This window comes from Microbulbifer maximicatervae (SeqCode), from assembly GCF_056231245.1.
The window spans coordinates 779,961-805,035 of sequence record NZ_CP174334.1 but is presented as its reverse complement, the minus strand read 5'-3'; the positions used below and the strand labels follow the sequence as shown (position 1 = coordinate 805,035).

Below are 25,075 nucleotides of genomic sequence, written 5' to 3'. Positions count from 1 at the left end.
CTTCTCACCGGTACAGTGCGCGGGCAACAAATTTCTCTAGCGGGTTTTCAAGGCGATCTATGAGTAACCGCACACTATTAATTCTGCTGGTGCTGGTGGGTTATGTATTCTCCCCCACCATCTTTACCTGGATGATCAATCCCGTCGGCGCCTGGTACCGGCCTTTTATCCTCTGGTTCGTGCTGATCCTACTGGCGATTTTTATCCAGTGGAGGCGCAAATCGAATGAGCTTTGATATTGCCCACATTGCCCTGGTGGGAGTGGCCTACATCGCCACCCTGTTTTTTGTCGCCTTCGCCACCTCCAAGGGCTGGCTGCCTTCCCGCTGGGTGCGCCACCCGCTGGTTTATGTGCTCTCCCTGGGCGTATCGTTATCGGCCTGGACTTTCTACGGTATCGTCGACCTGGCCTGGCAATATGGTTACGGGGTGCTCGCCTACTATCTGGGCACCGGCGCCATGTTCCTGTTTGCGCCAGTAGCCCTTGAGCCACTGGCGCGCCTGGCACAGCGCTACCAGCTGTACTCCCCGGCAGATCTTCTGGTGTTCCGCTATCACAGCCGCCAGGCGGGGACTCTCGCCACCCTGTTTATGCTGTTGGCGCTGCTCCCCCTGATCGCCCTGCAAATCCAGGCGGTATCTGAGACCCTGGCGCTGCTGTCGCGGGATAGTGTGGCAGCCCTGGCGCTGCCGGACAGCGGTGTATCGAGCAAAAATTTAATCGCATTTTTCTACTGCGTGCTGCTGGCGGTATTCACCAGTATGTACGGAGCTACCCGCGAGCGTGGCGAGGGCCTGGCCAGTGCCATGGCCCTGGAGTCCCTGGTAAAACTGGTGGCTCTCACCGCTGTGGGCGGCTATGCCATTTACGGCGTCTTCGGTGGGTTTTCCGGCCTGGATGAGTGGCTGCTGGAGAACCCCGATATGCACCAGCTGCTCTACACCCCCATCAAGCAGGGCTCATCCCACACCCTGCTGCTGGTGTTTATCGCCACTGCCGTGGCTATGCCACATATTTTTTACCTGAGTATTGCCGAGCGCCCCACCGGACAGGCAATGCGCACCGCCAGCTGGGGCTTCCCCCTGTTCCTGCTGCTGATGGCCCTGCCCATCTTCCCCATCATGTGGGCGGGCTTTGCCCTGGATGTGGCCGGCCCGGTGCAGTACTTCTCCCTGGCGGTTCCCCGCGCCAGTGGCTCGGCGCTGCTCACCACCCTTGCCTTTATCGGCGGCCTATCGGCAGCCACTGGCGCACTGATTATGATCACCCTGGCCCTCGCCACCATGGTGATGAACCACTGGCTGCTACCCGGCACCCGCTGGCACTCTGAGGACAATATGTACCGGCAGCTGGTGTGGCTGCGCCGCGCGCTGATCGCCGCTCTATTTATTGCCGGCTTTGCCTTTTACCTGTTGCTCAACAACCGACTCTCCCTGTCGGACCTGGCCCTGCTGGCATTTATCGGATCACTTCAGTTCCTGCCGGGGATTTTTGCTGTAATCCACTGGCCGCGAGGCAATCGACGCGGATTTGTCGGTGGTCTGCTGGCAGGCATGTTACTTTGGGGGGGCGGCCTGTTAATTCCGTCAATTTTTGGGATTACCGGCATCACCCTGCCCGGCACTTCCCTCCAAATTCCCCTGGGAATGTCTATCTGGACACAGATCACCACCCTGTCACTGGGGGTCAATGTCCTGTTATTTGTCGGCCTGTCTCTGTTCACCCGCACCAGCAGCCTGGAGCAGTACGCCGCTGACCTGTGTAGCGACGACACCATCGCCCAGGCTCTGCGCTTGGGACTGGATGTGGAATCCGCCGCAGATTTTCGCCTGCGCTTGGCTGAAAGCCTCGGAGCCGCTACTGCGAATAAAGAAGTTAAACGCGCTCTCGCCGCTCTCAATCTGCCGGACAACGAGCGCCGCCCCTACGCCCTGCGTCAACTGCGCAACAAGCTGGAGTCCAATCTCTCCGGCCTGCTGGGGCGTGTTCTGGCGGTGCAAATTATTGATCGACACTTCCCGTTCCAGAACAGCGATCAGCCGGCAAACAAGGACATTCACCTGATCGAGACCCGGTTGGGCCGTTACAAGCACCAGCTCACTGGCCTGGCCGCAGAACTCAATAACCTGCGTCTGTATCACCGCCAAATGCTGGAAGAGCTGCCGATGGCCGCTTGCTCCCTGGGGCGCGACGGAGAAGTCCTGCTGTGGAACTACGCCATGCAGGACCTCACCGGTATCAGTGCCAGCGAGGTAATCGGCTCGAAACTGGAATACTTGGCGGAACCCTGGCGCAGCCTGCTGGGCGAATTCGCCCTATCCACTGATGCCAGCCGCTTTAAGCAACAGGTGAGCCTCGACGGCAATAGCCACTGGCTCAACCTGCACAAGGCACGGCAAAAACGCAGCCGCAGCGACCGCTCCCGCGACGAGCGCGGCGATGCACAAATGTTGTTGCTGGAGGACATTACCGAAACACAGGTCTTGGAACAGGAACTTATCCACAGCGAGCGCCTGGCCTCTGTGGGTCGCCTGGCCGCCGGCGTAGCCCATGAAGTGGGTAACCCGGTAACGGGAATCGCCTGCCTGGCACAAAACCTCCAGTACGACTGTGACAACCCGGAGGTCCTGGAAACCGCCGACCAGATCTTGAGCCAGACCCAGCGCATCAGCCGTATCGTCCACTCCCTGGTCAACTTCTCTCACAGCGGCAACCAAGAAGACAGCGAGCGGGCCCCGGTAGATCTCTATGCCTGTGTGCAGGAGGCGGTCAACCTGCTGTCCCTGCAACGGGATAAGACCGAGGTCCAGTTTGAGAATCGGGTACCCGAAGACCTGATCGCCCCGGGAGACAACCAGCGCCTGATCCAGGTGTTTATCAACCTGCTCAGCAATGCCCGCGATGCCAGCCCCGATGGCGGCCAGATTCTAATTGAGGGCTATCGCAAGAGCGGCAGCGCCTGTGTCTCTGTCACCGACAGCGGACCGGGAATTTCAGCTCAGCATCGTGAACGGATTCTGGAGCCCTTCTTCACAACGAAAGAGCCCGGCGAGGGTACAGGACTGGGCCTGGCAATGGTTTACAGCATTGTCGAGGAGCACGGCGGCCAGCTGGAATTGGTCAGTCCCGCCAACCCGGAAACCGGGACTGGCGCCCGCTTTATTGTGCAACTCCCCCTGGGCGACTGAGATGGCTGGACACCCATATCGATCATTATTTGTGCAAAAATAACCCGATTAACCGTTTTTGAGTTGCATCGAAACGGCGCCCGGGTAAAACTAGGCGCTTACTGAGCATTTTGTAACCAGGCGTAACATATGAGCCACATCCTCATCGTCGAAGATGAAGCCATTATCCGAACGGCGCTGCGCAAGCTTTTAGAGCGGCACCGCTACAAAATCAGTGAAGCGGGTTCGGTAAAGGAGGCGCTCACCAAGTACCGCCTCAATGAAGTTGACCTGGTTATTTCCGATTTGCGCCTGCCCGGCGCACCGGGCACCGACCTGCTCAAGCACGCCGGTGATATTCCGGTACTGATTATGACCAGTTACGCCAGCCTCCGCTCTGCGGTGGACTCCATGCGTATGGGGGCCGCCGACTATATCGCCAAGCCCTTTGATCACGACGAAATGCTCGCAACCGTCCGCCGGGTCATAGGCAAAGCGGAGCAGAATCGCGCCCAGCCCATCAACGAGAAAGAGAATACCGGCACTATCGCCGGCATGATTGGCAGCAGCCCAGTGATGAGGGAGCTCTACGGTCGCATCCATAAAGTTGCCCCCACAGACGCCACCGTCCTGGTGCACGGTGAAACCGGCACCGGTAAGGAACTGGTCGCCCGGGCTATTCACGAGGAGAGCCGCCGGGCCAACAAACCGCTGATCTCCGTCAACTGTGCCGCGATTCCCGACACACTGATTGAATCTGAGCTGTTCGGCTACGAGAAAGGTGCATTTACCGGTGCCCAGAGTTCCCGCGAGGGACTGGTAGCGGCAGCCGATGGAGGAACCCTGTTCCTCGACGAAATCGGTGAGCTGCCCCTGGAGGCTCAGGCCCGCCTGCTGCGTGTATTGCAAGAGGGCGAAGTGCGGCCAATCGGCTCGATCGAATCCCGCAAAGTGGATGTGCGCCTGGTAACAGCCACCCACCGCAACCTGCGCCAGCTGTCAGCGGAGCGTAAATTCCGGGAAGACCTCTACTACCGCATCAATGTGGTGCAAATGACGCTTGCCCCCTTGCGCGAGCGAGGCAGAGACGTCCTAGCACTGGCAGAGCACCTGTTGGAAAAGTTCTGCACCAAGATCGAGCGCCCCTTATTGCGCCTGTCACCGGAGGCCATCCAGGCTGTTACCACCTACACCTGGCCCGGTAACGTGCGCGAATTGGAGAACGCCATCCAGCGCGCTGTAATCCTGACGGATAAGAACAGCCGCGAGATCGACCACAAAACCCTGGATATCGATCTGGACCTGGTGCCGATCGAAGAGGCCGACGGCATCCCGCGCCCCCGCAGCCTGCACACCGACCCCCGTGAGGACCTGTCCCTGGAAGACTACTTCGCCCGCTTCGTTATTGAGCACCAGGACACCATGAGTGAGACAGACCTGGCCAAGAAGCTCGGCGTCAGCCGCAAATGCCTGTGGGAACGACGCCAAAAGCTGGGCATCCCCCGCAAGAAGAGCCGCCGCAGCGCCGCCGCAGAAGCTTAAAACTAACGTTATCCCCAGGGGGCTTCGCCCCCTGCTCCCAATCCGTCCTCACCTGTCAAACTCCTTCGACCACTTTGTTACCCCACCCCCACAGGGGTTACCAACCAGAGTGTTACCCACACCCACCCAGAAGTAACAACTCTCGCACCTTCCGTAACGCAATGGCTCTCAGAAAAGTTCCGTCAAATTTCGTAAAGATCGTAAATTATTGATTTATAAGGATTTTTAAAAGTTGGCATACTAAGTGCTTTACTCTTAGTACAAAAATTGAAAACAGCCAACAATAAAAATAAATGACTGTTAAATGCCCTATAACAACTAACAATAAGCGGGGCGAAACATAATAAAAATAATGGGGCGGCCGACAATAAAAGCAATGAGTGGCCAAAACCGCAAGAACAACAATAAACAATAACAATAAAACTCAAGAAGAATAAGAATAACAACAAGCGCGTTGCAAACTGACTGAACTGTACCTGGGAGAGGGTGTTTGCTTGAAAGCAAATTGAGAGCGCAAGGAAGCCGCTGCCTTCATACTGGTAATAATAATTCCCATATTTCTTTTCCCCCGAACTTACAGGCACCCGCATATTGCGGGCGCATTCCTTTGCGTGTGTTAGAATCGCGCCCGCGAGTCCCGATCTCTGAGGATAAACAGCCACTGAGGCTCCTTTCCGGACTCGCTCCTGGGGTAGCCCAGGTATAGAGGCTCCAGCAGTGCCATCGTGAATCTCCCCAGAGGGACCACCACTTATACAGGCCGCCAACCAATGCGTGGCCAAGCACAGCGGGGCTTTCCCGGCCATCCCTAAATGGCAGCAGTCAACATAGACAGCCGTATGCTCAACAACCTGATTAGTAGTATCAAACGCTGGCGCAAGCCGGCCAGTAAAGGCCCCAGGGTTATCGCCCGCAACGACCACAGCATCTCGCGCCGAGAAATCAGCCGCGCGGCCTTAACAGTTATGAAGCGCCTTCAGGATGCCGGATACCAGGCGTATATCGTAGGTGGAGGTGTGCGCGACCTGATGCTCGGCGGCCACCCCAAGGATTTCGATGTGGCCACCGACGCCACTCCAGAGCAGGCCAAGGTGCTGTTTCGCGGCGCCCGCATTGTCGGCCGCCGCTTTCGCATCCTGCACGCCCGTATAGGCCGTGAAGTTATCGAAGTGACTACCTTCCGCGGTCACCACAGCGATGGCGAGACTCACGAAGCCAAGCAGTCCGAACACGGTATGCTGCTGCGTGACAATGTCTATGGCGACCTGGAAAGTGATGCCATGCGTCGGGATTTCACGGTCAATGCGCTCTACTACACCACCAAAGGGTTCGAAATCCACGACTACACCGGCGGTGTCGAGGATATTGAAAAGCGCCTGATTCGAATGATCGGCTCCCCGGAGGTCCGCTACAAGGAAGACCCGGTGCGCATGCTGCGCGCAGTGCGCTTCGCCGCCAAGTTGGATTTCACTATTGAAGGCAAGACGGAAGCTCCCCTGCACGAGCTGGCGCCACTGTTACGTAATATTGCCCCGGCTCGCCTGTTCGATGAGATTCTCAAGCTGCTGATGAGTGGCCACGGAGAGCGCACCTTTGAGCTGCTGCGCCAGTACCAGCTCTGGCAACACCTGTTCCCGGACAACGCCGCACAAATTGAGGCCAACAACGCGGCCCTGAAACTATCCCAGCAAGCCCTGCGCAACACGGACCAACGTATCCGCGCCGATATGCGTGTTACCCCAGCGTTCCTCTACGCCGCCCTACTCTGGCCTGCGGTGAGCACCGAGCAACAAAAGCTGATTGCCAAGGGCACCCCACCAGCGCCAGCGCTGGCCCAAGCAGCACAAAAAGTTACCAGTTCACAGCTAGCCCACACCGCTATTCCCAAGCGCTTCTCAATCCCCATGCGGGAAATCTGGGACCTGCAACAGCGCCTGCCCCAGCGCGGTGGCAGTCGGGCCCAGCGCTTACAGGAACACCCTCGTTTCCGCGCCGCCTACGACTTCCTGTTGCTGCGGGAAGAAAGTGGCGAGATTGAAGCGGGCCTGGGCAAATGGTGGACCGACTTCCAACAGGCTGACGATGAGCAGCGCCAGCAAATGGTGCGCAAGCTACAGCGCACAGGCAGCGGTGGGCGCCGCAACCGCAACTCTCGCGGCCGCCGTCGCAAGCCGAGAGCAGAACAGTAATGGAAACGGTATACATCGGCCTGGGCAGTAACCTGGCAGAGCCCGGCAAACAACTGCGCAGCGCCCTATCGGCCATGGAACGAATCCCCAGTACAGAATTATTGGAGTGTTCGAGCTTTTACCGAAGCGCCCCGGTCGGCCCCGGCGATCAACCCGATTACATCAATGCCGTCGCAGCATTGAAAACAGCACTGTCCCCGCTAGCACTACTGGACCAGCTCCAATCTATCGAGCTGTCCCACGGGCGCGAGCGCTCCATCCGCTGGGGCGCCCGCACCCTGGACCTGGATATCCTGTTGTTTGGGGAATCTCAAATCGATGAGCCCCGCCTACAGGTCCCACACCCGCGCATGGCCGAGCGCAACTTCGTACTGCTACCCCTTTCTGAACTGGCTCCCGCGATGGAACTGCCCGGATTGGGAGCCCTTCCAGCACTCTTACAGGGCTGCCCGGAAAACCGCCTGGAAAAGGTTTGATCGACTGAGGCTCCCCAACTACTCGACGGGCGGCCCTCTCAATAGTACTTTTGCGTTTGCAACTCATCAGGGAAGACCCCAGACAAAGAGGAGTCGCTCAAGTGGTTATCGAAAAACCCGAGACCAGCACAGCTGAACTCAACCTGTCCAATAAAACACCGCCTAAATTTATCGCGGTGGAAGGCAATATTGGTGTGGGAAAAACCACACTGGCAAAGAAGCTGGCCTCCACATTCAATTACGACACGCTGTTGGAATTACCCGAGGAGAACCCCTTTTTGGAGCGTTTCTACCGGGACCCCCAAAACGCCGCACTGCCCACCCAGCTGCACTTTCTCCTCCAGCGATCACAGCAAATCCAGGCACTGCGGCAGGACGATATCTTTGAGCCGGTGCGGGTGTCGGACTTTTTGATCGAAAAGGACCAGCTGTTTGCTGAAGTCACCCTGGATAAGGATGAGCTGCACCTATACCAACAGGTGTACAAACACCTCACCCTGGAAGCACCCAAGCCGGACCTGGTGATCTATTTGCAAGCCCCCCTCGATGTGCTGCAAGCCCGAATCCGCAATCGGGGAATCCCGGCTGAGCAGGCGATAAGCAATGAGTACCTCGCCACCCTCAACAACGCCTACACCCGCTTTTTCCATTTTTACGATGAGGCGCCTCTACTCATCGTCAATACCGAGGAGATCGACATTGTCGATAGCCCAGAGGACTACCAACAGCTGGTCGAATATCTGTTCACGATCACCAGTGGCCGGCACTATTACAACCCAGGAAGTTAATCGTTATGTATGCACCCTCTGAATTAGAAAAGCTCGTAACCGTTCAAACCCTGCGAAAAATGAAAGCGAATGGTGAGAAGTTTATTACCGTTGCTCTCTACGATGCCCCTATGGCTGCGATGGCACAAAAGTCCGGGGTTGAGACACTGCTCGTCGGAGATTCCCTGGGCATGACCGTGCTGGGTTACGACAGCACCGTGCCAGTGACGATGGAGCAAATGATTTACCACGTCGAGGCGGTCGCGCGCGGCAATAAGAAGTCCCTGATTATGGGGGATATGCCGTTTATGACCTACGCCACCCCAGAGCAGGCACTCCAGAATGCAACCCGGATCATGCAGGCCGGTGCACATATGGTGAAGATCGAGGGAGGCGCCTGGCTCGCCGACACCGTGAAGATTCTTACTGATCGCGGTATTCCCGTTTGCGCCCACCTGGGCCTCACCCCTCAATCAGTACACAAACTGGGAGGCTATCGCGTTCAGGGGCGCGACGAAGAACACGCCAAGCAAATCCTCGAAGACGCCCTACAACTCGACGAAGCCGGAGCTGATCTGCTGGTGTTGGAATGTGTACCCGCCGACCTGGCAAAGCGTATTACCGAAGCCGTATCCATGCCCACCATCGGCATAGGCGCGGGCCGCGACTGCGATGCCCAGGTACTGGTAATCAATGACATCCTGGGCCTCACCCAACAGCCCCCCAAGTTTTCCAAAAACTTCCTGGTAGAGGCTGAGGATATTCCCGGGGCCCTGCGCAAATACGCCGAGGACGTCAAGCAAGGCGTTTTCCCCGGCGAGGAACACATATTTAAATAATACTCCCCTCATCCGGGTGCTTCTCACCCGGTATTTTTCTGCGGCAGGTCCCACCTGCCGCTCTCAAGCGGTAACACTATGACTTTCGACCAACTAATCCAGGATTGGCTCTCGACCAATGGCGCCACTTCTGTGCCCGAAGGCTGGACCCAGGGGCGGGCTACATTTGGCGGCCTTGTAGCCGCAATGTTGTATGAGCAGATGGCTTCAGAGCTGCCTTCTGACAGCAGCTTGCGCTCTTTTCCACCTCATTCGTAGGCCCGGTTGCCCCAGGGGCGATTAACACCCGCGCGGATGTCCTTCGCGCAGGCCGCTCTGTCACTCAGGTACAGGGGCACCTCGATCAGGATGATGCCGTTATGCTGGCGGGCCTCGCCAGTTTTGGCCGCGGCAGGGAGTCATCCGTTCTCGCCAAAGGTCCCTCAGCACCGGAGTACCCCACCCCGGATAAATGCCTGCCCCTGCCCTATATCGAAGGTGTAGTGCCGGAATTTACACAGAAGTTCGATTACCGTATCGCATGTGGGGGCCTGCCTTTCAGCGGCGCGAAAGAGAGAGTTTTAGGTGGCTGGGTACGATTTAAGGATGGCAGTGAGAGCCGTACTGGTATCAGCCACTTACTCGCACTGATCGATGCCTGGCCACCGGCGACACTCCCGATGATGAAAGAGCCGGCTCCCGCCAGCTCATTAACATGGACAGTGGAGTTTATGGAGCCACTCCCAGAGCGCACCGCTTCTGACTGGTGGCAATACGAGGCCGAAGTGGAACAGGCCGAGGATGGCTACGCAGTAATACAGGCCCGCTTGTGGGATGCCGATGGACGTTTAACCGCCCTCTCCCGCCAAATGGTCACTATCTTTGGTTAACCAGCACTCGTCGATCAACTATCCCTTTACCGCCACTCATTGAGTGCCTTGGCTCCACGGATGGAACCATTTAAGTGGTCCTAAAGAATTTTGTAACTTTTCTACGGCCTTCAGACCACTCTAAATAATACTTCCCGATCCTGCTTAACCCGCCTAACGAATCAATTATTACCTGCATAAAAATATACAACTTTCGTGATTTTTATTATTTTCTTATGAAAAAAATAAATCGCGCCGCCCTTACAGAAAAATAAAATAAAAAAAACCTCCTTTACTCCAATTTGTAATCTACGCTATCCATCATCCCCCCCATCGAAAACAAAGGGGCCGCCAGAGAAACGCCCCAATTTTCGACCCCACTACAAAACCGTCGGTAACAACAAAGTTGGAGAGCAATAATGATAAAAAGAATATTTTTTTCACTCACACTTCTATTCAGCCATTCCGCCGCAGCAGTAGATTTTGAAGACGTTTGGGATGCAATTACTTCTTGTAACTGGTTTGAATTTATTGATGATGTCGACGATACCGGCTCAAAAGACCTGGACGGCTATGAATACGGTGACACTGAATTTGCCGATGCCAATTCAGGCAGCTTTGACATGATCGTCTACAACATGGATGGATTTTTGGAGTGTATAGGCGGCAACAGCAAGTCTGACTTCAAACAAATTATTAACACTTTTGATAATAACCCCAAAGACCTCTGGTTGATGCAGGAGGCTTGGAGCAAAACCAAAGCCAATTATCTGGACGACGACGACAAGCTCGATAACGACACAGTCCCCTATCGCTCCAAACACTGGAAAGGCACTGGTACCAGCTTTGGCAATGGCCTGCTGACCTTTTCCAAGTTTCCGTTTGACCGAGATAATCGCGATGACGACGACTACACCTTCGCCACTTATGAGGAGGAAACTTTTGATAAGTGCGCAGGTAATGACTGTGATACCGAAAAAGGCTTTACCGTAGCAAAAGTTGAAGTGACCAAAAACTTCCATGTTCATGTGTACAACACCCATATGGATGCAGGACACCAAGACGATGATCTAAATGCCAAAGCCAAGCAACTCGACCAGATTGCCGATATGATCGTCGCCCACTCAAGTAATGCCACAGTCATTTTGGCTGGTGATTTCAATATGGCGTTTGATGAAAATGACGACGGCTGGCGCGGTACAAACTACCAAACTTGGAAAGCATTTTTTGCCAAAACCGGCGGCAAGCATGCCTGCCAATATATGCTATCTGGCAGCGACACCAGCTTGGAAGCCTGTGCTGATGAACTTCAGGACGATACCGATCATGTCGTCGTTATTAATAACAACCCCAATTACACGCTGGACGTAACCAATTACTACATTGGCTCCGCGGAGTACACCGGGCTGAGCGACCACGACCCAGTATTTGTAGACTTCTCATGGGTTAAACACTAAACGAGCGGCACACAGCCTCTTCCGCAGGGGATCGGTAGGGGCTTAACCAATTTACCGACAAAGTGAACGACACCGGACTGAAAACCCAATCCAGCTACAATTTTGCTTATTGAGGAGAACTTTAACCCACGCATAAACCGCATGCTTGGCGGGAAGGGCTTTCAGTGGACAGGATTAAGAACCTAGTTGTCGGGAGTGGTCCTGCGAGTATCGCTACAGTCAAGGCATTGCAAGATATTGGGCAAGAAGTTGAAGTCGTTGATGTTTCATATGACCTTGAAGACGATATCAAATACCAAGTTAATATCTTATCCAAAAAAAACATTGATGCATGGACTCAGGAGGACAAAGATAAACTGTTTCCAGCTCCAGTAGCCTCCCGAAAAGGCCTGGAAAGAAGATATCTATTTGGGTCTGACTTTCCATACAGAGTACCAAAACCTCTCAGCATTACGACAAAAAACTGTAATACAGAATTTTCCCATGGCTTTGGTGGGCTTGGGAACGTATGGGGTGCAGCTATCATGCCCTACAGTGAAAGTCAGCTAGCAAATTGGCCTATCTCCTTAAATGAACTAACGCCATCCTACAAAAATGTACTCCGCTATATGCCTATAAGTGCGGAGATAGACAATCTCAATAACAAGTATCCACTATTCCCTAACAACTTTACTGCCATCAAAAGAAATGCGCCGACAGATTTCTTATTGAAAAAATTGAAGGCTATTGAAAGTAATCTCCAGAGGAATGGCATTGAATTTGGTCGAGCCCGCTTAGCGGTAGATGCAAGCAAGGGGGAGCATGGATGTAGATATTGCGGCCACTGCTTTGACGGATGCCCATACCAATCTATTTTCAACCCTAAATACTTGTTTGAAAAACTACAAAAAGACAAACTCACCATACATAAAGGTCTTCTTGTCCTGGAGATTCATGAAACAAGTCAAGGCGTAAACGTGATTGCAGTTGATATAACCAATAGCAAAATAAAAAAAATTACCGCACAGAAAGTTTTTCTCGCAACCGGCCAGTTTGCCACCACTACAATACTGGCAAGATCCCTCAATCTATTAAATACTCCAATCAAAATCAAAAACAGCCAGTATTTTTTCTTCCCCCTCTTTCTCTACAAAGGGTATCGTTATGAGATTGAGTTTACCCTCGCAGAAATCTTTTTAGAGATTGACAATCCAAACATAAGCCCTGAACAAATACACCTTCAACTTTACGGTCGAAGCCAAATTATTGAAGAGCAATTAATATCTCTACTCCCCCCCCTTTTCCCAAAGCAAGTCGCCTTGGATCGCTTATACGTAATTCAGGGTTTTATGTCCTCTGAGGATTCTGACTCATTGGAACTAACTTTAACCGACAAACAAGCAGATAGCTCTTCAATAGAAATAAGAGGAATTGAAAATACGAGAGCCCGAGAAATCGCCCAAAGAACACAGTCTTTAATAAGGCGTTCACTGATAAGGCTTGGTATGGTCCCCCCCTTCTTTCTCACCGTACTACCACCAGGCAAAAGCTTCCACCTTGGTGGCAGTTTCCCGATGGGAGGAAAACATGAGATATTCCGCTCAGACCTCTTAGGAAGGCCGGCACACTTTAAAAATGTCCATATTGTGGATTCTGCCAACTTTCCCAATATTGCAGGCTCAACCATCACCTTTACCATTATGGCGAATGCTGATCGAATCGTAAGGTCTATAGGGTTTCGTGGCTGATTGGCAGCCCAGATAACTGAAATAACCTATTTAGCTAGGATACTTCAAAAGATAACTACAACCACTTTTTCCAGTAAAACAAAGCGATCTGCCCAGCCAATGCCACCACCAGCAAGATGCAAAAAGCAATAAAGCCCAATGACGACTGCCCCCAGGGAATACCGCCGACATTAATCCCAAACAATCCAGTGAGAAAGCTCAGCGGCAGAAAAACTGCTGCCACCACTGATAGTACATACATACGACTATTCAACTGATCCGAAGTGCGACTCAACAATTCCTCCTGAGCGATTGCCGCGCGCTCCCTTACCGCATCGATATCGTCAACATGGCGCTGTAACCGATCATTTACCTCTCCCAAGAGGGCGTGGCTGTGCTCATCAAACCAGGATAGGGATTCCTGCTGCAAACGCCCGAGCACCTCCCGCTGCAGGCATAAGTAGCGTCGCAATACGATAGTTCTCTTGCGCAGCCGAACCAGTAGGGAAGAGAGCTCCGAACCTCCCTTATCTAATAACAGGTTTTCCAGGTCATCGATTTTTTCTTCGAAGTCTTCGGCCCGATCACACATACGCAAGACCAACAGATCTGCCAGGGACATCAAAAGAGCCGCAGTTCCACGGGGACCAAAGCCACTGCGCAAGCGAGAAAGCAAGTCATCCTCTGAAAGCAACTTCCGTCGGCCGGTACTGATAATACGGTTTTCCTCGGCCCAAATGCGAATGGCGATCATATCCTTTGCACGCGGTTTGGATTTTCGCTCAATGCCGTACATAGCCAACATCAGCCCCTGATCCACAGTCATTACACAGGGGCGCGTTGTCTTCGCAGACAGGGTCTCTATCGCCGTAGCTGTGAGTCCACTATCCTGTTGCAGCCACTCGACGGTGTTGGTGCTGTCGTAGTCAAAATGCAACCAGAGAATTCCCTGATCAGGTTGCCAGGATTTCACCTCTGCCCAGGAAAGCTCTCGGCCCGAGCCTTTGCGATCGAGTAAGACAGCGTAGACCAGACCAGTTTCCATAAGCTCTCATATCACCTGATATTGATTGGAGCATCACTTTCTTTGCGCGACTTATTTACTGAGATGGGCCAGCTCTGCGGCGTTCTGCTCCCAGTTTTGACCATCGAAAGGTTCGACCTCCAAGTCTCCGGGCCTCTCATCAAAACAGCGCGCATTAAGACTATAGCCATCCGGGTTGGAGCGCGGCACATAAAAAGACTTAACGCCGCAATGGCGACAAAACAGGTGCTTGGCCACTCCCGTATTAAACGTATAACAATCCAGGTCTTTTTCCCCAGACTCCAGCTTAAAGTTTTCAGCGGGAATAATGACGTGCAGAAAACCCACTTTTTCACACATCGAGCAATTGCACGCATGGGCTACCAGTTTCTCCTCTGAGTCGCGCTCGTGCCGCGCCCGATAGCGAATAGCGCCACAGTGGCAACCTCCGCGAAGTTCAGTAGTAACTTTACTCATTTGAATTATTGTCCTTTTCAAATAACGGGCGGGCAGCCAACAGTGAAAACAGCGAAAGGCCCAGCAGCAGGTGGAACCAGTTTGTACGCGCCAAACCCAGCACCCGAGGAGCGCCGGTACCCACAAACAATCCATCCATTGCAATGACTACTGCCCCTGCCCCCAGTAACAAAGGGCCTGGTGGCGATAATCGTCGCGGTGACATCAATTCCATCATTGCAACCCACAACCACAATAGAAGCCCCAGGGCGGAAAATACCTCTGTCACTTCCTGCGGCGATAACCTGCCACTTTCCGAGACGCCAATAGACGAGGCCAATACCAGCACCAGCACTACATAAGCGGGTCCCCGGGCACTCTGTCCAATACCTATCTCGAAACGTGCCCAAACCAACCCTATTCCAATTAGCAACAGCGAACTAAACCCGGATAGCTGCAGTAAAGCCCGGTGTAATTGGGTTGCCCCGGGATCAATACCGTAGCGATAGGCACCGACAATCGCGGAGACAGCGATAAATAGAAGACCCGCCATCACCAAGAGTGCAGCTGATTGGAAGCGAGCATTGGTAAGACGCCAGTACTGATTGGCAATCAGCAGTGCGGCGAGGGTGAGGAGAATGTCGATCAGCCAGAAGTTGTCCAATGTTTTGCCCTTTTTTTCCAGAATTCTAATAGAAAACCGGTAATAAGCGACAATTCCGCTTCGGCAGATACAAAAAAACCCGGCTTAAAAGCCGGGTTTTTTCAGTCCGTAGACTTAAGCTTCGTCGGAAGCTTGCTTGGCTTCTTCAGCGGCAGCTGCATCGGCCTTGGCTTCCTTGATAGAAAGCTTGATACGTCCACGCTGGTCAACGTCGAGTACCTTAACCTTAATCTTCTCACCTTCACTCAGGTAATCAGTTACGGCATTTACGCGCTCTTCAGCGATCTGGGAGATATGCACCAGACCGTCTTTGCCCGGCAGGAAGTTAACGAACGCACCGAAGTCTACGATACGTACCACGGTACCTTCGTAGATAGCGCCAATCTCAGCTTCCGCAGTGATCTCCTCGATGCGGGTTACCGCCGCTTCCAGGCTCTCACCGTCTTCACCGAAGACTTTGATAGTGCCGTCATCTTCGATATCGATGGAGGCGCCGGTCTCTTCAGTGATGGAGCGGATAGTCGCACCGCCTTTACCAATCACGTCGCGGATCTTGTCCGGATGGATCTTCAGGGTCGCGTAGCGCGGTGCGTTCTCATTCACGGTGGTACGGGAAGAGTCGATCACCTTGTTCATTTCCGCGAGGATGTGCAGACGCGCGTGCAGAGCCTGCTCCAGAGCGGTTTCCATGATCTCTTCGGTAATACCTTCGATCTTGATGTCCATCTGCAGCGCGGTTACACCAGAGGCGGTACCCGCTACTTTGAAGTCCATATCGCCGAGGTGGTCCTCGTCACCGAGGATATCGGTCAGAACCGCGTAGCCTTCGTCTTCCTTCACCAGACCCATAGCGATACCGGCTACCGGTGCCTTCAGCGGAACACCCGCATCCATCAGCGCCAGGCTGGAACCACATACGGAAGCCATGGAGCTGGAACCGTTGGATTCAGTGATCTCGGAAACTACACGCACGGTGTAGGGGAAGCTGTCCGGGCTCGGCAGAACTGCAGCGATACCGCGACGAGCGAGGCGGCCGTGGCCGATTTCGCGACGACCGGTAGCACCTACACGACCCGCTTCACCTACAGAGTAGGGAGGGAAGTTGTAGTGCAGCATAAAGTAGTCTTTGCGCTCACCTTCCAGGGCGTCGATGATCTGTGCATCGCCAGTGGAACCGAGGGTAGCCACTACCAGAGCCTGGGTCTCACCACGGGTGAACAGCGCAGAGCCGTGGGACTTGGGCAGAGCGCCAACTTCCACAGCGATCGAACGTACAGTTTTGCTGTCGCGACCGTCGATACGGGGCTCGCCGCGCACTACAGCGCCGCGCACCAGCTTCTTCTCCAGCTTGCCGAAGTAGCTTTTTACCAGATCGGCGCTAATTTCTTCAGTAGCCAGGGCTTCAGCGGCTTCGCTGCGCAGTTCCGCCAGGCGGGTGCTGCGCTCTTGCTTGTTGGTGATGCGGTAGGCTTCGGCAACCTTTTCGCCAAACTGAGCGTCCAGGGCAGCTTTCAGCTCGGTGTTTTCCGCCGGAGCCTGCCAGTCCCACTGGGGCTTGCCCGCTTCCGCTTTCAACTCTTCACAAACCTTGATAATGGCCTGCATTTCCTGGTGTGCGTAGAGTACCGCACCCAGCATGATGTCTTCCGGCAGCTCCTGGGCTTCGGACTCCACCATCAGTACGGCGTCTTTGGTACCGGCAACGACCATGTCCAGCTCGGAGGTCTTCAGAGCTTCGTAGCCCGGGTTCAGCAGGTAGCCGTCTTGCTGGGTGTAACCCACACGCGCAGCACCGATTGGGCCTGCGAAAGGAATACCGGAAACAGACAGCGCTGCGGAAGTGCCGATCATGGCAGCGATATCCGGGTCCATGTCCTTCTCAGCAGAGAGAACAGTACACATCACCTGAACTTCGTTCATAAAGCCGTTCGGGAACAGCGGGCGGATCGGGCGATCGATCAGACGGGAAGTCAGGGTTTCTTTTTCAGACGGGCGGCCTTCACGCTTGAAGAAACCACCGGGAATTTTGCCAGCCGCGTAGGCTTTTTCTTGATAGTGCACGGACAACGGGAAGAAGCCCTGATCTGGCTTGGCTTCTTTAGCGCCGACAACAGTACACAGGACAACAGTCTCTCCCATGCTAACCAGGGCAGCACCGGTAGCCTGGCGCGCGATACGGCCGGTCTCGATGGTGACTTGGTGTTGTCCGTATTGGAAAGTTTTGCTTACTGGATTCACTAGTTTTTTTCCTATTTCCTTACGGTTACTGGCCCATTCCAGTAACCCCTACAGTGGTTGCCTGGATAGAAGTTCCAAACCTTCAATCCAGAGCGATACGGGGATGTACCGCTACCGACCCGGGTGGCCGGTGCAAACGCAGCACATCCGCCGGGATATTTGTCCCTGGGGTTGTGTTGCGAAACTGCCGAAAAGTGACAACAGCGCCACTTTTCAGCAAGCATTAAAGAAGAAAGCCCGCCAGAGGCGGGCATTCCAGGGTCTTAGCGACGCAGGCCGAGCTTAGCGATCAGCTGTGCGTAACGGTTCAGATCCTTGCGCTTCAGGTAGTCCAGCAGCTTGCGACGCTGGTTTACCATGCGGATCAGACCACGGCGAGAGTGGTGATCCTGCTTGTGCGCAGAGAAGTGACCCTGCAGTTTGTTGATGTTGGCAGTCAGCAGGGCTACCTGGACTTCCGGAGAACCGGTGTCGCCTTCAGATTGGCCGTGCTCTTTCAGGATTGCTGCTTTTTCTACTGCAGACAGTGCCATAACGATTAACCTCGTCGTAATATGCTTTAAAAGATTCGGCTGGCCCGTGCATATTTACAGACCAGCTACTCACTGTTGTGGACTTAAGGAGCCTCTAAACAACTCCGTGATACCTCTGGCATGCAGAGCGGTTCACAATCAAGGCGCGGCTTCGCAGGAATGTCTAGACCTTTCAAGAAGTCGCAACGCGGAGTGTGAATCGCTCTGCAAGCCCCGAAGGGCGGGCCTTGAAGGCCACAGCTGCTGCGTTACAGCTCTTGCAAAGGGCTAAGGCCATTCGCGGCGAGCTGCGCCTAACATCTGCAGCCTTCAAGGCCCGCAGAGGCATTACGGAGTTATTCAGAGGCTCCTTTGCCCACTGCAATACTCTCACATCAACCGCTATCGGCTCTCACCAATATAGCGTTTTCTGCTTAAGTACTACTTACCAGACGCCGAGGCGCTACACACCCGTCGTCAGTAATTTCTCCTACGCCCAGAAAATCGCCATTTTCCAGGAAGAGGCGCACCATATCACCTTCTTCACCGATACGGTAGACCTGCAAATCCATTACCGGCTGCCCCTGACGCACATAGTAACCAGACTCGTCCGGAAGGGTGAGTTTGGGCAGCGAGGAGGCAGGAGAATCCACCGATAACAGGTGGTGATCCAACTCCTCCGCCATTCCCTCACCGCGCTCTGCGGTGAGCTCATCCAGAGTCACTGAATCGGCTTCGACGTAGGGACCGGCTGCGCTGCGGTGCAACTCTTCCACATAGGCACCGACACCCAGAGCCTGGCCCAGGTCTTCGGCAATACTGCGAATATAAGTGCCCTTGGAGCAGTGAACCTCAACTTCTGCACGGGGCTGGGCGCCCGGTGTAAAGCTCAGCAGTTCAAATTCAAAAATCTCTACTTCCCGCGCCTCGCGCTCCACTTCCAAGCCCTGGCGCGCCAACTTATACAGCGGCTGCCCCTTGTGCTTGAGGGCCGAGTACATGGACGGCACTTGCTTGATGGGACCGCGAAAGGCTTCCATCGCTTTCAGCACAGCTTCTTCGGTCAAACCGGAAGCATCTTTAGTTTCCAGTACATCGCCATCGGCATCGCCACTAGCAGTGGTCATGCCGAAAACAAAAGTACTGCGATAGCGCTTGTCCGCATCGAGCAGGTACTGGGAAAACTTGGTCGCTTCGCCGAAACAGATCGGCAATACGCCGGTTGCCAGGGGGTCCAGCGCTCCGGTGTGACCGGCGCGATTGGCGAAAAAGAGTCGTTTGGCTTTTTGCAGGGCGTCGTTGGCGGTAATCCCGGCGGGCTTATTCAATAACAGCACGCCGTGAACCGGCCGGCCCCATTTTGGTCTGCGGCCCATGGATTAATCTTCGTTGGAGTCGCTATCGTCGTCTTGGTGTTTGCGATCTTCTTTAACCGCCTTGTCGATCAGGGCAGACAGCGCCTGGCCGCGCACCGAGGTCTCGTCGTAGCGGAAGTGCAAACGGGGAATAGTGCGAATCTGGATCGCGCGCGCGAGCTGCGTGCGCAAAAAGCCGGCGGCTTTATTCAGCACTTCGATAGAGGTATTAATTTTGCTGCGATCATCCTCACCCACCAGGGTGACAAAAACTTTAGCAACGGTTAAGTCGCGGCTGACTTCAACATCATTGACGTTGATCATACCCAGGCGAGGATCGCGAATCTCGTGTTGGATCAGCTGGGCCAGCTCGCGGCGCATGGCGTCGGCGACGCGGTCTGCGCGATGAAATTCTCTTGCCATTGTTTACCTATTGAGAATGGCGGTTTAAAGACAGGAAAACCCGCACGGCTAGGCCGCGCGGGTTTATCCTCGATCCGCTGCGGAACTCCTTAGAGTTCGCGAGCAACCTTAACGATATCGTAAACTTCGATCTGGTCACCGGACTTAACGTCGTTGTAGTCCTTAACCCCGATACCACACTCCATGCCGTTGCGCACATCTTGCACATCGTCTTTGAAGCGACGCAGGGATTCCAGTTCGCCCTGGTAGATCACAACGTTGTCGCGCAGTACGCGGATCGGCTTGTTGCGGTAGACGGTACCTTCAGTAACCATACAACCGGCAATGGCGCCAAACTTCGGTGAGCGGAATACATCGCGAACCTGGGCAATACCCACGATTTCTTCGCGTATTTCCGGATCAAGCATACCGGACAGCGCCTGCTTCACTTCGTCCAGCAGGTTGTAGATCACGCTGTAGTAACGAATCTCTACGCCTTCTGTCTCAGCAACCTTTCGGGCAGCCACATCAGCACGGGTGTTGAAGCCCAGTACGATAGCGCCGGAGGTCAGGGCCAGGTTGATATCGTTCTCGGCGATACCACCTACACCGCTGGACACGACGTTGACAGAAACTTCTTCGTTGCCGATATCCGCCAGTGCGCCCAGGATAGCTTCCAGGGAGCCGCGAACGTCCGCTTTGATAACAACCGGCAGAACTTTGCGCTCGCCGGCTTCCATGTTCGCAAACATATTTTCCAGCTTGGCCGCCTGCTGGCGCTGCATGCGCTCACGACGCTCTTTATCACCGCGCTGTTCGGCTACTTCACGAGCTCTGCGCTCATCCGCAACCACCATGAACTCGTCACCGGCGTTGGGTGTGGTGTCCAGACCCAGCAGCTCAACCGGAGTTGAAGGGCCAGCTTCTTTAACCTGCTTGCCCAGCTCGTTGGTCATGGCGCGAACACGGCCGTAGCTCTGGCCTGCCAGTACGATATCGCCGCGCTTCAGCTCGCCGTTCTGTACCAGCAGGGTGGCCACAACACCGCGACCTTTTTCCAGGCGGGATTCGATCACAACACCTGTTGCCGGTACCTTGACCTTGGCCTTCAGCTCCAGCATCTCTGCTTGCAGGGAAATCGCTTCCAGCAGGTCGTCGATGCCTTCACCAGTGTGTGCAGACACATTGATAAACTGGGTATCACCGCCCCAGTCTTCAGGAATTACATCTTTCGCAGCCAGCTCGTTTTTAACACGATCGGGATCGGCAGCTTCTTTGTCGCACTTGTTGATTGCAACAACCAGCGGTACACCGGCAGCGCGGGCGTGGTTCACAGCTTCTTCAGTCTGCGGCATCACACCGTCGTCAGCAGCCACCACCAGGATAACCACGTCAGTCGCCTGGGCGCCACGGGCGCGCATCGCAGTAAAGGCGGCGTGTCCGGGGGTATCCAGGAAAGCGATCTCGCCCTGGCTGGTTTTCACACGGTAGGCACCGATGTGCTGGGTAATACCACCGGCCTCACCGGAAGCCACCTTGGTCTTACGGATGTAGTCCAGCAGGGAGGTTTTACCGTGGTCAACGTGACCCATAACGGTAACTACTGGTGCGCGGGACACCTCAGTGCCTTCACTGGCCTGGGTCTCGGCAACCAGCGCTTCCTCCAGCTCGCTCTCAGAGCGGAATACCACCTTGTGGCCCATCTCCTCGATGATCAGCTGTGCAGTTTCACGGTCCAGGCTCTGGTTGATAGTAACCATCTCGCCCATTTTCATCAGGCGCTTGATCAGGTCACCGGCTTTCACATTCATCTGTTTGGCCAGCTCGCCAACAGTGATGGTTTCGCCCAACTGTACTTCGTACACCTGTTTCTCCGTGGGCCTTTTAAAGCCGTGCGTAGGTTTAACCTTCAAGGTCGGACGAGACAGGGAGCGCGTGCTGCGCTTGGATGCTTCGTCTTCCTCAAATACTTCCAGCGCCTGTTCGTACAGAGCGGTTTTGCTGGATTTTTTCGGGCCGGACTTGGAGCGGCGACCGCGACGCTTACGCGGCTCGTCCTCAGAGCGATCAGCTTCAGCGGGGGCAGTGGATGCTGCCTCCAGCTTGCGACGCAGAGCTGGCTTGACCTCAGTGGTCTTCTCAGCACTTTTTGCCGGTGCTGGCTTAGCCTTGGCTGTCTGTGCAGCTTGTGCAGCTTTCTCTTTCTTTTCCTGGGCTGCGCGTCGGTCAGCTTCTACTTTAGCTTTCTTCTCTTCAAGTTCACGCTTTTCCTGCTCAGCCTGCTGCTTGCGACGCTCCATCGCGGCAATTCGCATTGCCTCGATATCGTCTGAGTAGCTTGAGCGGATTGGTGCGGCGGGCTCTGCCTTTTTCACTACGTTTTCCGCGGTCTTATCCTCTGATTTAGCCGCATCTTGATCGGCTTTTACTTCATTGCTTGCTTTCGCTTCGGCTTCAGCCTTGGCTTTTGCTTCTGCTTCGGCCTTGGCTTTCGCTTCGGCTTCAGCCTTGGCTTTCGCCTCGGCTTCGGCTTTGGCTAGCGCCTCTTCTTCCGCCGCTAGGCGTGCAGCTTCTGCCTCGGCTTCTACGCGAGCGCGTTCGGCTTCGGCCTCCAGTCTTTCCTGCTCATTTTGCAGGGCATCGACTGCCGCTTCCTGCTCGGGGCTGCTCGATTCTTCGCCTGCCGCTACGGTTTCAAGCTCAGCTTGAGGGCGCTTCACATAAGTGCGCTTCTTGCGCACTTCCACATTCACAGTCTTGCGGCCGGTGCCAGAGCCAGTCTTCAGCGTGCTTGTGGTTTTGCGCTTCAAGGTGATCTTGCGCGGCGCGGCGCCCTGCTCCCCGTGACTGCTTTTCAGGAAACTGAGCAAGACCTGCTTTTCCTCGTCTGACACCACTGCATCCACAGAGGTGTGAGGCAAACCCGCTTCTTTCATCTGCTTGAGCAGACGGTCTTCGGTGGCACCAACCGATTTGGCGAGTTCACTAACTGTTACTTCGGCCATTCTCTCTCCTAAAAGTCACTTGGTCGGAGGGGGTTACTTATACGTAAGTTATTTTTCGCTGCATTTAAGCTTCTTCGCCGCTGTCATCGGCAAACCAGGGCTCACGCGCCTTCATAATCAGCGCTGCAGCGCGCTCCTGGTCGAGACCTTCGATATCCAGCAGGTCATCGACAGCCTGCTCTGCCAGGTCTTCCATCGTGGAAATACCACAGCTGGCCAGTTGGAATGCCAGCTGGCGCTCCATACCGTCCATATTCAAAAGGTCTTCCTGGGGCTCAGATGCATCCAGCTTCTCTTCAGATGCCAGCGCTTGGGTCAACAGGGTGTCCTTGGCGCGGGCGCGCAGCTCCTCAGCGATATCCTCATCGAAGCCCTCAATTGCGAGCATCTCTTCGATGGGTACATAAGCTACTTCTTCAAGAGAGGCAAAGCCCTCTTCAACCAGCACACCAGCAACGTCTTCATCGATATCCAGGCGATCCATAAACACCTGCATGATGGAGCTGGACTCGGCTTCCTGCTTGCTCTGCCACTCGTCACTGCTCATGACATTGATCTGCCACTGGGTCAGCTCGGAGGCCAAGCGCACATTCTGGCCGCTGCGGCCGATAGCCATTGCGAGGTTTTCCTCTGCCACGGCTACGTCCATAGAACCGGTGTCTTCGTCGACCACGATGGATTCAATTTCTGCTGGCGCCATCGCATTGATAACGAACTGAGCGGGGTTTTCGTCCCACAGAACGATATCTACACGCTCACCAGACAGCTCGTTGGATACCGCCTGAACACGCGCGCCGCGCATGCCCACACAAGCACCCACCGGGTCGATGCGACCGTCGTTGGTATTTACAGCGATTTTTGCACGCAGCCCGGGATCGCGGGCCGCGCCTTTAATTTCGATTACCTGCTCGGAAATTTCCGGCACTTCAATGCGGAACAATTCGACAATCATTTCCGGGCAGGAGCGGCTCAGCATCAGCTGGGGGCCGCGGGCTTCCGGTTGGATTTCCAACAGGATTGCGCGCACGCGATCACCGAGTCGGAAAATTTCGCGACCAACCAGCTGATCGCGGGGCAAGCGCGCTTCGGCATTATTACCCAGGTCTACAGCGATAAAGTCGCGGGTCACCTTCTTCACAGTGCCGCTAACCATTTCGCCAACGCGATCGCGGTACTCGTCTACAACTTTGGCGCGCTCGGCTTCACGTACCTTTTGTACGATGACCTGCTTTGCGGTCTGTGCGGCGATGCGTCCAAATTCTACATTTTCCACCTGCTCGCGGAAAACGTCACCTGCTTTCAGGTCAGCATCTTTTTCGTGGGCTTCTTCCAGGGTGAACTGGGTACCCAACTCAGCCAAGACTTCATCACCGACCACTTCCCAGCTGCGGAAAGTCTCGTAATCGCCTGAACGACGATCAATGATAACCTCAATGGTTGAATCTTCGTCGTAGCGCTTCTTCGTGGCCGTTGCCAATGCCGCTTCGATGGCCTGGAAAATAATCTCCTGGTCAACGCCCTTCTCGTTGGATACCGCCTCGGCTACCAGCAAGATCTCTTTGTTCATGCAACTGTGCCTCAAAATCGCCTGAGCTCAGGCTCCTACAGGTTATTTGGTAAATTGGGGAATGATATTTGCTTTTTCGATACTGTCGATCGGCAAAAGGTATTCGTTTTCACTATCTACACGCAGAACCACTTCATCACCCTCTACACCGGCCAGCAGTCCGCGCCACTTACGCTGCCCATCCAGAGGCATACGCAGGCGAACTTCAATTTGGGCGCCGATAAAGCGCTCGTACTGGGCCAGCTTATAAAGAGGGCGGTCGAGCCCTGGGGAAGAGACTTCAAGTGTGTACTTACTACTGATGGGATCTTCCACATCCAGTACAGCACTGGATTGGCGGCTCACTTTCTCGCAATCCTCAACGGAAATACCGTTTTCGGAGTCGATATAAATGCGCAGCAGCGCGTTGCGACCGTGGGTTTGATACTCAATACCCCACAACTCACACCCCAGCGATGCCACCACCGGCGCCAGAAGCTCTTCCAGCAATTCGCGTTTGCTCGCCATTCTCGTCACCACATACAAAAAATGGGCCTACGGCCCACTTCGAAAAATATCTGCAACTTTTCTTGCAGATACGAAAAAGCCCCTGACGGGGCTTTGACCGCACATTCGTGCAGTCAGTGTGCACGAATGCAAAATTTGGTAGCGGGGGCAGGATTTGAACCTACGACCTTCGGGTTATGAGCCCGACGAGCTACCAGGCTGCTCCACCCCGCAACAACGAAAGCGCAATCAAAGTTTCCCTAAGGAAAGTTGGTAGCGGGGGCAGGATTTGAACCTACGACCTTCGGGTTATGAGCCCGACGAGCTACCAGGCTGCTCCACCCCGCAACAACAAATGCGCAATCAAATATTTT

General features: G+C 54.6%; 22 protein-coding genes, 2 tRNA genes and 1 pseudogene. 12 read left to right on the top strand and 13 right to left on the bottom strand.

Translation table 11 applies throughout. The annotated features are described in order from the left end of the window. Window positions 1–59: 59 nt before the first annotated feature. The 3 genes from ACJJIS_RS03430 to ACJJIS_RS03420 all read left to right on the top strand — a co-directional run bounded on the left by ACJJIS_RS03430 (window position 60) and on the right by ACJJIS_RS03420 (window position 4,710). Window positions 60–236 carry a hypothetical protein gene (locus tag ACJJIS_RS03430; RefSeq protein ID WP_169337099.1) on the top strand — a complete coding sequence of 59 codons (177 nt, stop codon included), beginning with the start codon at window positions 60–62 and terminating at the stop codon, window positions 234–236. Then, window positions 226–3,189, top strand: a complete 2,964-nt coding sequence (locus tag ACJJIS_RS03425; protein ID WP_444937308.1) for an ATP-binding protein — start codon at window positions 226–228, stop codon at window positions 3,187–3,189. Before ACJJIS_RS03430 ends, ACJJIS_RS03425 begins: the two co-directional genes overlap by 11 nt. A gap of 129 nt (window positions 3,190–3,318) precedes the next feature. Further along, entirely contained in the window at window positions 3,319–4,710 is a 1,392-nt protein-coding gene (locus ACJJIS_RS03420; RefSeq protein ID WP_475709483.1) for a sigma-54-dependent transcriptional regulator, read from the top strand. Window positions 4,711–4,892: 182 nt separating this feature from the next. Here ACJJIS_RS03420 and ACJJIS_RS03415 read toward each other — a convergent pair whose 3' ends face one another. After that, window positions 4,893–5,516 (bottom strand): hypothetical protein, encoded by a 624-nt coding sequence (locus ACJJIS_RS03415; RefSeq protein WP_475709482.1) that lies wholly within the window; start codon window positions 5,514–5,516, stop codon window positions 4,893–4,895. A gap of 6 nt (window positions 5,517–5,522) precedes the next feature. Between ACJJIS_RS03415 and pcnB the strand changes: the two genes are divergently transcribed. From pcnB to ACJJIS_RS03370, 9 genes and pseudogenes are all read left to right on the top strand, one after another. After that, window positions 5,523–6,899, top strand: coding sequence for a polynucleotide adenylyltransferase PcnB (pcnB, locus tag ACJJIS_RS03410; RefSeq protein ID WP_444918100.1), 1,377 nt, complete (start codon window positions 5,523–5,525; stop codon window positions 6,897–6,899). Next, on the top strand, window positions 6,899–7,375 hold the full coding sequence (gene folK / locus ACJJIS_RS03405; RefSeq protein WP_445361196.1) for a 2-amino-4-hydroxy-6-hydroxymethyldihydropteridine diphosphokinase: 477 nt from the start codon (window positions 6,899–6,901) through the stop codon (window positions 7,373–7,375). Before pcnB ends, folK begins: the two co-directional genes overlap by 1 nt. A 101-nt stretch (window positions 7,376–7,476) precedes the next feature. Beyond that, window positions 7,477–8,163: a deoxynucleoside kinase gene (locus tag ACJJIS_RS03400; RefSeq protein ID WP_444915629.1), complete on the top strand. Its 687-nt coding sequence runs from the start codon at window positions 7,477–7,479 to the stop codon at window positions 8,161–8,163. Window positions 8,164–8,168: 5 nt separating this feature from the next. Then, complete coding sequence (gene panB / locus ACJJIS_RS03395) at window positions 8,169–8,981, top strand: 3-methyl-2-oxobutanoate hydroxymethyltransferase (RefSeq protein WP_413663177.1); 813 nt, start codon at window positions 8,169–8,171, stop codon at window positions 8,979–8,981. Between the two features lie 78 nt (window positions 8,982–9,059). Further along, the gene (locus tag ACJJIS_RS03390; protein ID WP_475709481.1) at window positions 9,060–9,239 is read left to right on the top strand and encodes a hotdog family protein; all 180 of its coding nucleotides are present in this window, start codon (window positions 9,060–9,062) and stop codon (window positions 9,237–9,239) included. A 20-nt stretch (window positions 9,240–9,259) separates the two neighbouring features. Further along, window positions 9,260–9,307, top strand: a pseudogene (locus tag ACJJIS_RS03385) (hypothetical protein); the annotation flags it as partial. A gap of 33 nt (window positions 9,308–9,340) precedes the next feature. After that, window positions 9,341–9,850 (top strand): acyl-CoA thioesterase, encoded by a 510-nt coding sequence (locus ACJJIS_RS03380; RefSeq protein WP_475709480.1) that lies wholly within the window; start codon window positions 9,341–9,343, stop codon window positions 9,848–9,850. Between the two features lie 398 nt (window positions 9,851–10,248). Then, a complete protein-coding gene (locus tag ACJJIS_RS03375; protein ID WP_444907381.1) occupies window positions 10,249–11,286 on the top strand; it encodes an endonuclease/exonuclease/phosphatase family protein in 1,038 nt (345 codons plus the stop codon). 164 nt (window positions 11,287–11,450) lie between these two features. Next, window positions 11,451–13,013, top strand: a complete 1,563-nt coding sequence (locus tag ACJJIS_RS03370) for a hypothetical protein (RefSeq protein WP_444911444.1) — start codon at window positions 11,451–11,453, stop codon at window positions 13,011–13,013. Between the two features lie 55 nt (window positions 13,014–13,068). On the opposite strand, the gene ACJJIS_RS03365 is transcribed toward ACJJIS_RS03370, so the two are convergent. The 12 genes from ACJJIS_RS03365 to ACJJIS_RS03310 form a co-directional block, all read right to left on the bottom strand. Then, window positions 13,069–14,037 carry a zinc transporter ZntB gene (locus ACJJIS_RS03365; RefSeq protein ID WP_444911445.1) on the bottom strand — a complete coding sequence of 323 codons (969 nt, stop codon included), beginning with the start codon at window positions 14,035–14,037 and terminating at the stop codon, window positions 13,069–13,071. 51 nt (window positions 14,038–14,088) lie between these two features. Beyond that, on the bottom strand, window positions 14,089–14,493 hold the full coding sequence (locus tag ACJJIS_RS03360) for a GFA family protein (RefSeq protein WP_413663182.1): 405 nt from the start codon (window positions 14,491–14,493) through the stop codon (window positions 14,089–14,091). After that, the gene (locus ACJJIS_RS03355) at window positions 14,486–15,136 is read right to left on the bottom strand and encodes a hypothetical protein (protein ID WP_445361194.1); all 651 of its coding nucleotides are present in this window, start codon (window positions 15,134–15,136) and stop codon (window positions 14,486–14,488) included. Before ACJJIS_RS03355 ends, ACJJIS_RS03360 begins: the two co-directional genes overlap by 8 nt. Window positions 15,137–15,250: 114 nt before the next feature. After that, window positions 15,251–17,374, bottom strand: a complete 2,124-nt coding sequence (gene pnp / locus ACJJIS_RS03350; RefSeq protein WP_444918105.1) for a polyribonucleotide nucleotidyltransferase — start codon at window positions 17,372–17,374, stop codon at window positions 15,251–15,253. Between the two features lie 263 nt (window positions 17,375–17,637). Continuing rightward, window positions 17,638–17,907, bottom strand: coding sequence for a 30S ribosomal protein S15 (rpsO, locus tag ACJJIS_RS03345; RefSeq protein WP_252083174.1), 270 nt, complete (start codon window positions 17,905–17,907; stop codon window positions 17,638–17,640). Between the two features lie 413 nt (window positions 17,908–18,320). Continuing rightward, window positions 18,321–19,262, bottom strand: coding sequence for a tRNA pseudouridine(55) synthase TruB (truB, locus tag ACJJIS_RS03340; protein WP_108734360.1), 942 nt, complete (start codon window positions 19,260–19,262; stop codon window positions 18,321–18,323). A 3-nt stretch (window positions 19,263–19,265) separates the two neighbouring features. Continuing rightward, a complete protein-coding gene (rbfA, locus tag ACJJIS_RS03335) occupies window positions 19,266–19,664 on the bottom strand; it encodes a 30S ribosome-binding factor RbfA (protein WP_108734361.1) in 399 nt (132 codons plus the stop codon). Between the two features lie 89 nt (window positions 19,665–19,753). Continuing rightward, window positions 19,754–22,648 (bottom strand): translation initiation factor IF-2, encoded by a 2,895-nt coding sequence (gene infB / locus ACJJIS_RS03330; protein WP_444934074.1) that lies wholly within the window; start codon window positions 22,646–22,648, stop codon window positions 19,754–19,756. 64 nt (window positions 22,649–22,712) lie between these two features. Then, window positions 22,713–24,215 (bottom strand): transcription termination factor NusA, encoded by a 1,503-nt coding sequence (gene nusA, locus ACJJIS_RS03325; protein WP_475709479.1) that lies wholly within the window; start codon window positions 24,213–24,215, stop codon window positions 22,713–22,715. A gap of 42 nt (window positions 24,216–24,257) precedes the next feature. Further along, window positions 24,258–24,722, bottom strand: coding sequence for a ribosome maturation factor RimP (gene rimP, locus ACJJIS_RS03320; RefSeq protein ID WP_108734364.1), 465 nt, complete (start codon window positions 24,720–24,722; stop codon window positions 24,258–24,260). A gap of 136 nt (window positions 24,723–24,858) precedes the next feature. Continuing rightward, window positions 24,859–24,935, bottom strand: a tRNA-Met gene (locus tag ACJJIS_RS03315). A gap of 37 nt (window positions 24,936–24,972) precedes the next feature. Beyond that, window positions 24,973–25,049 (bottom strand) — tRNA-Met (locus ACJJIS_RS03310). Window positions 25,050–25,075 lie beyond the last annotated feature (26 nt).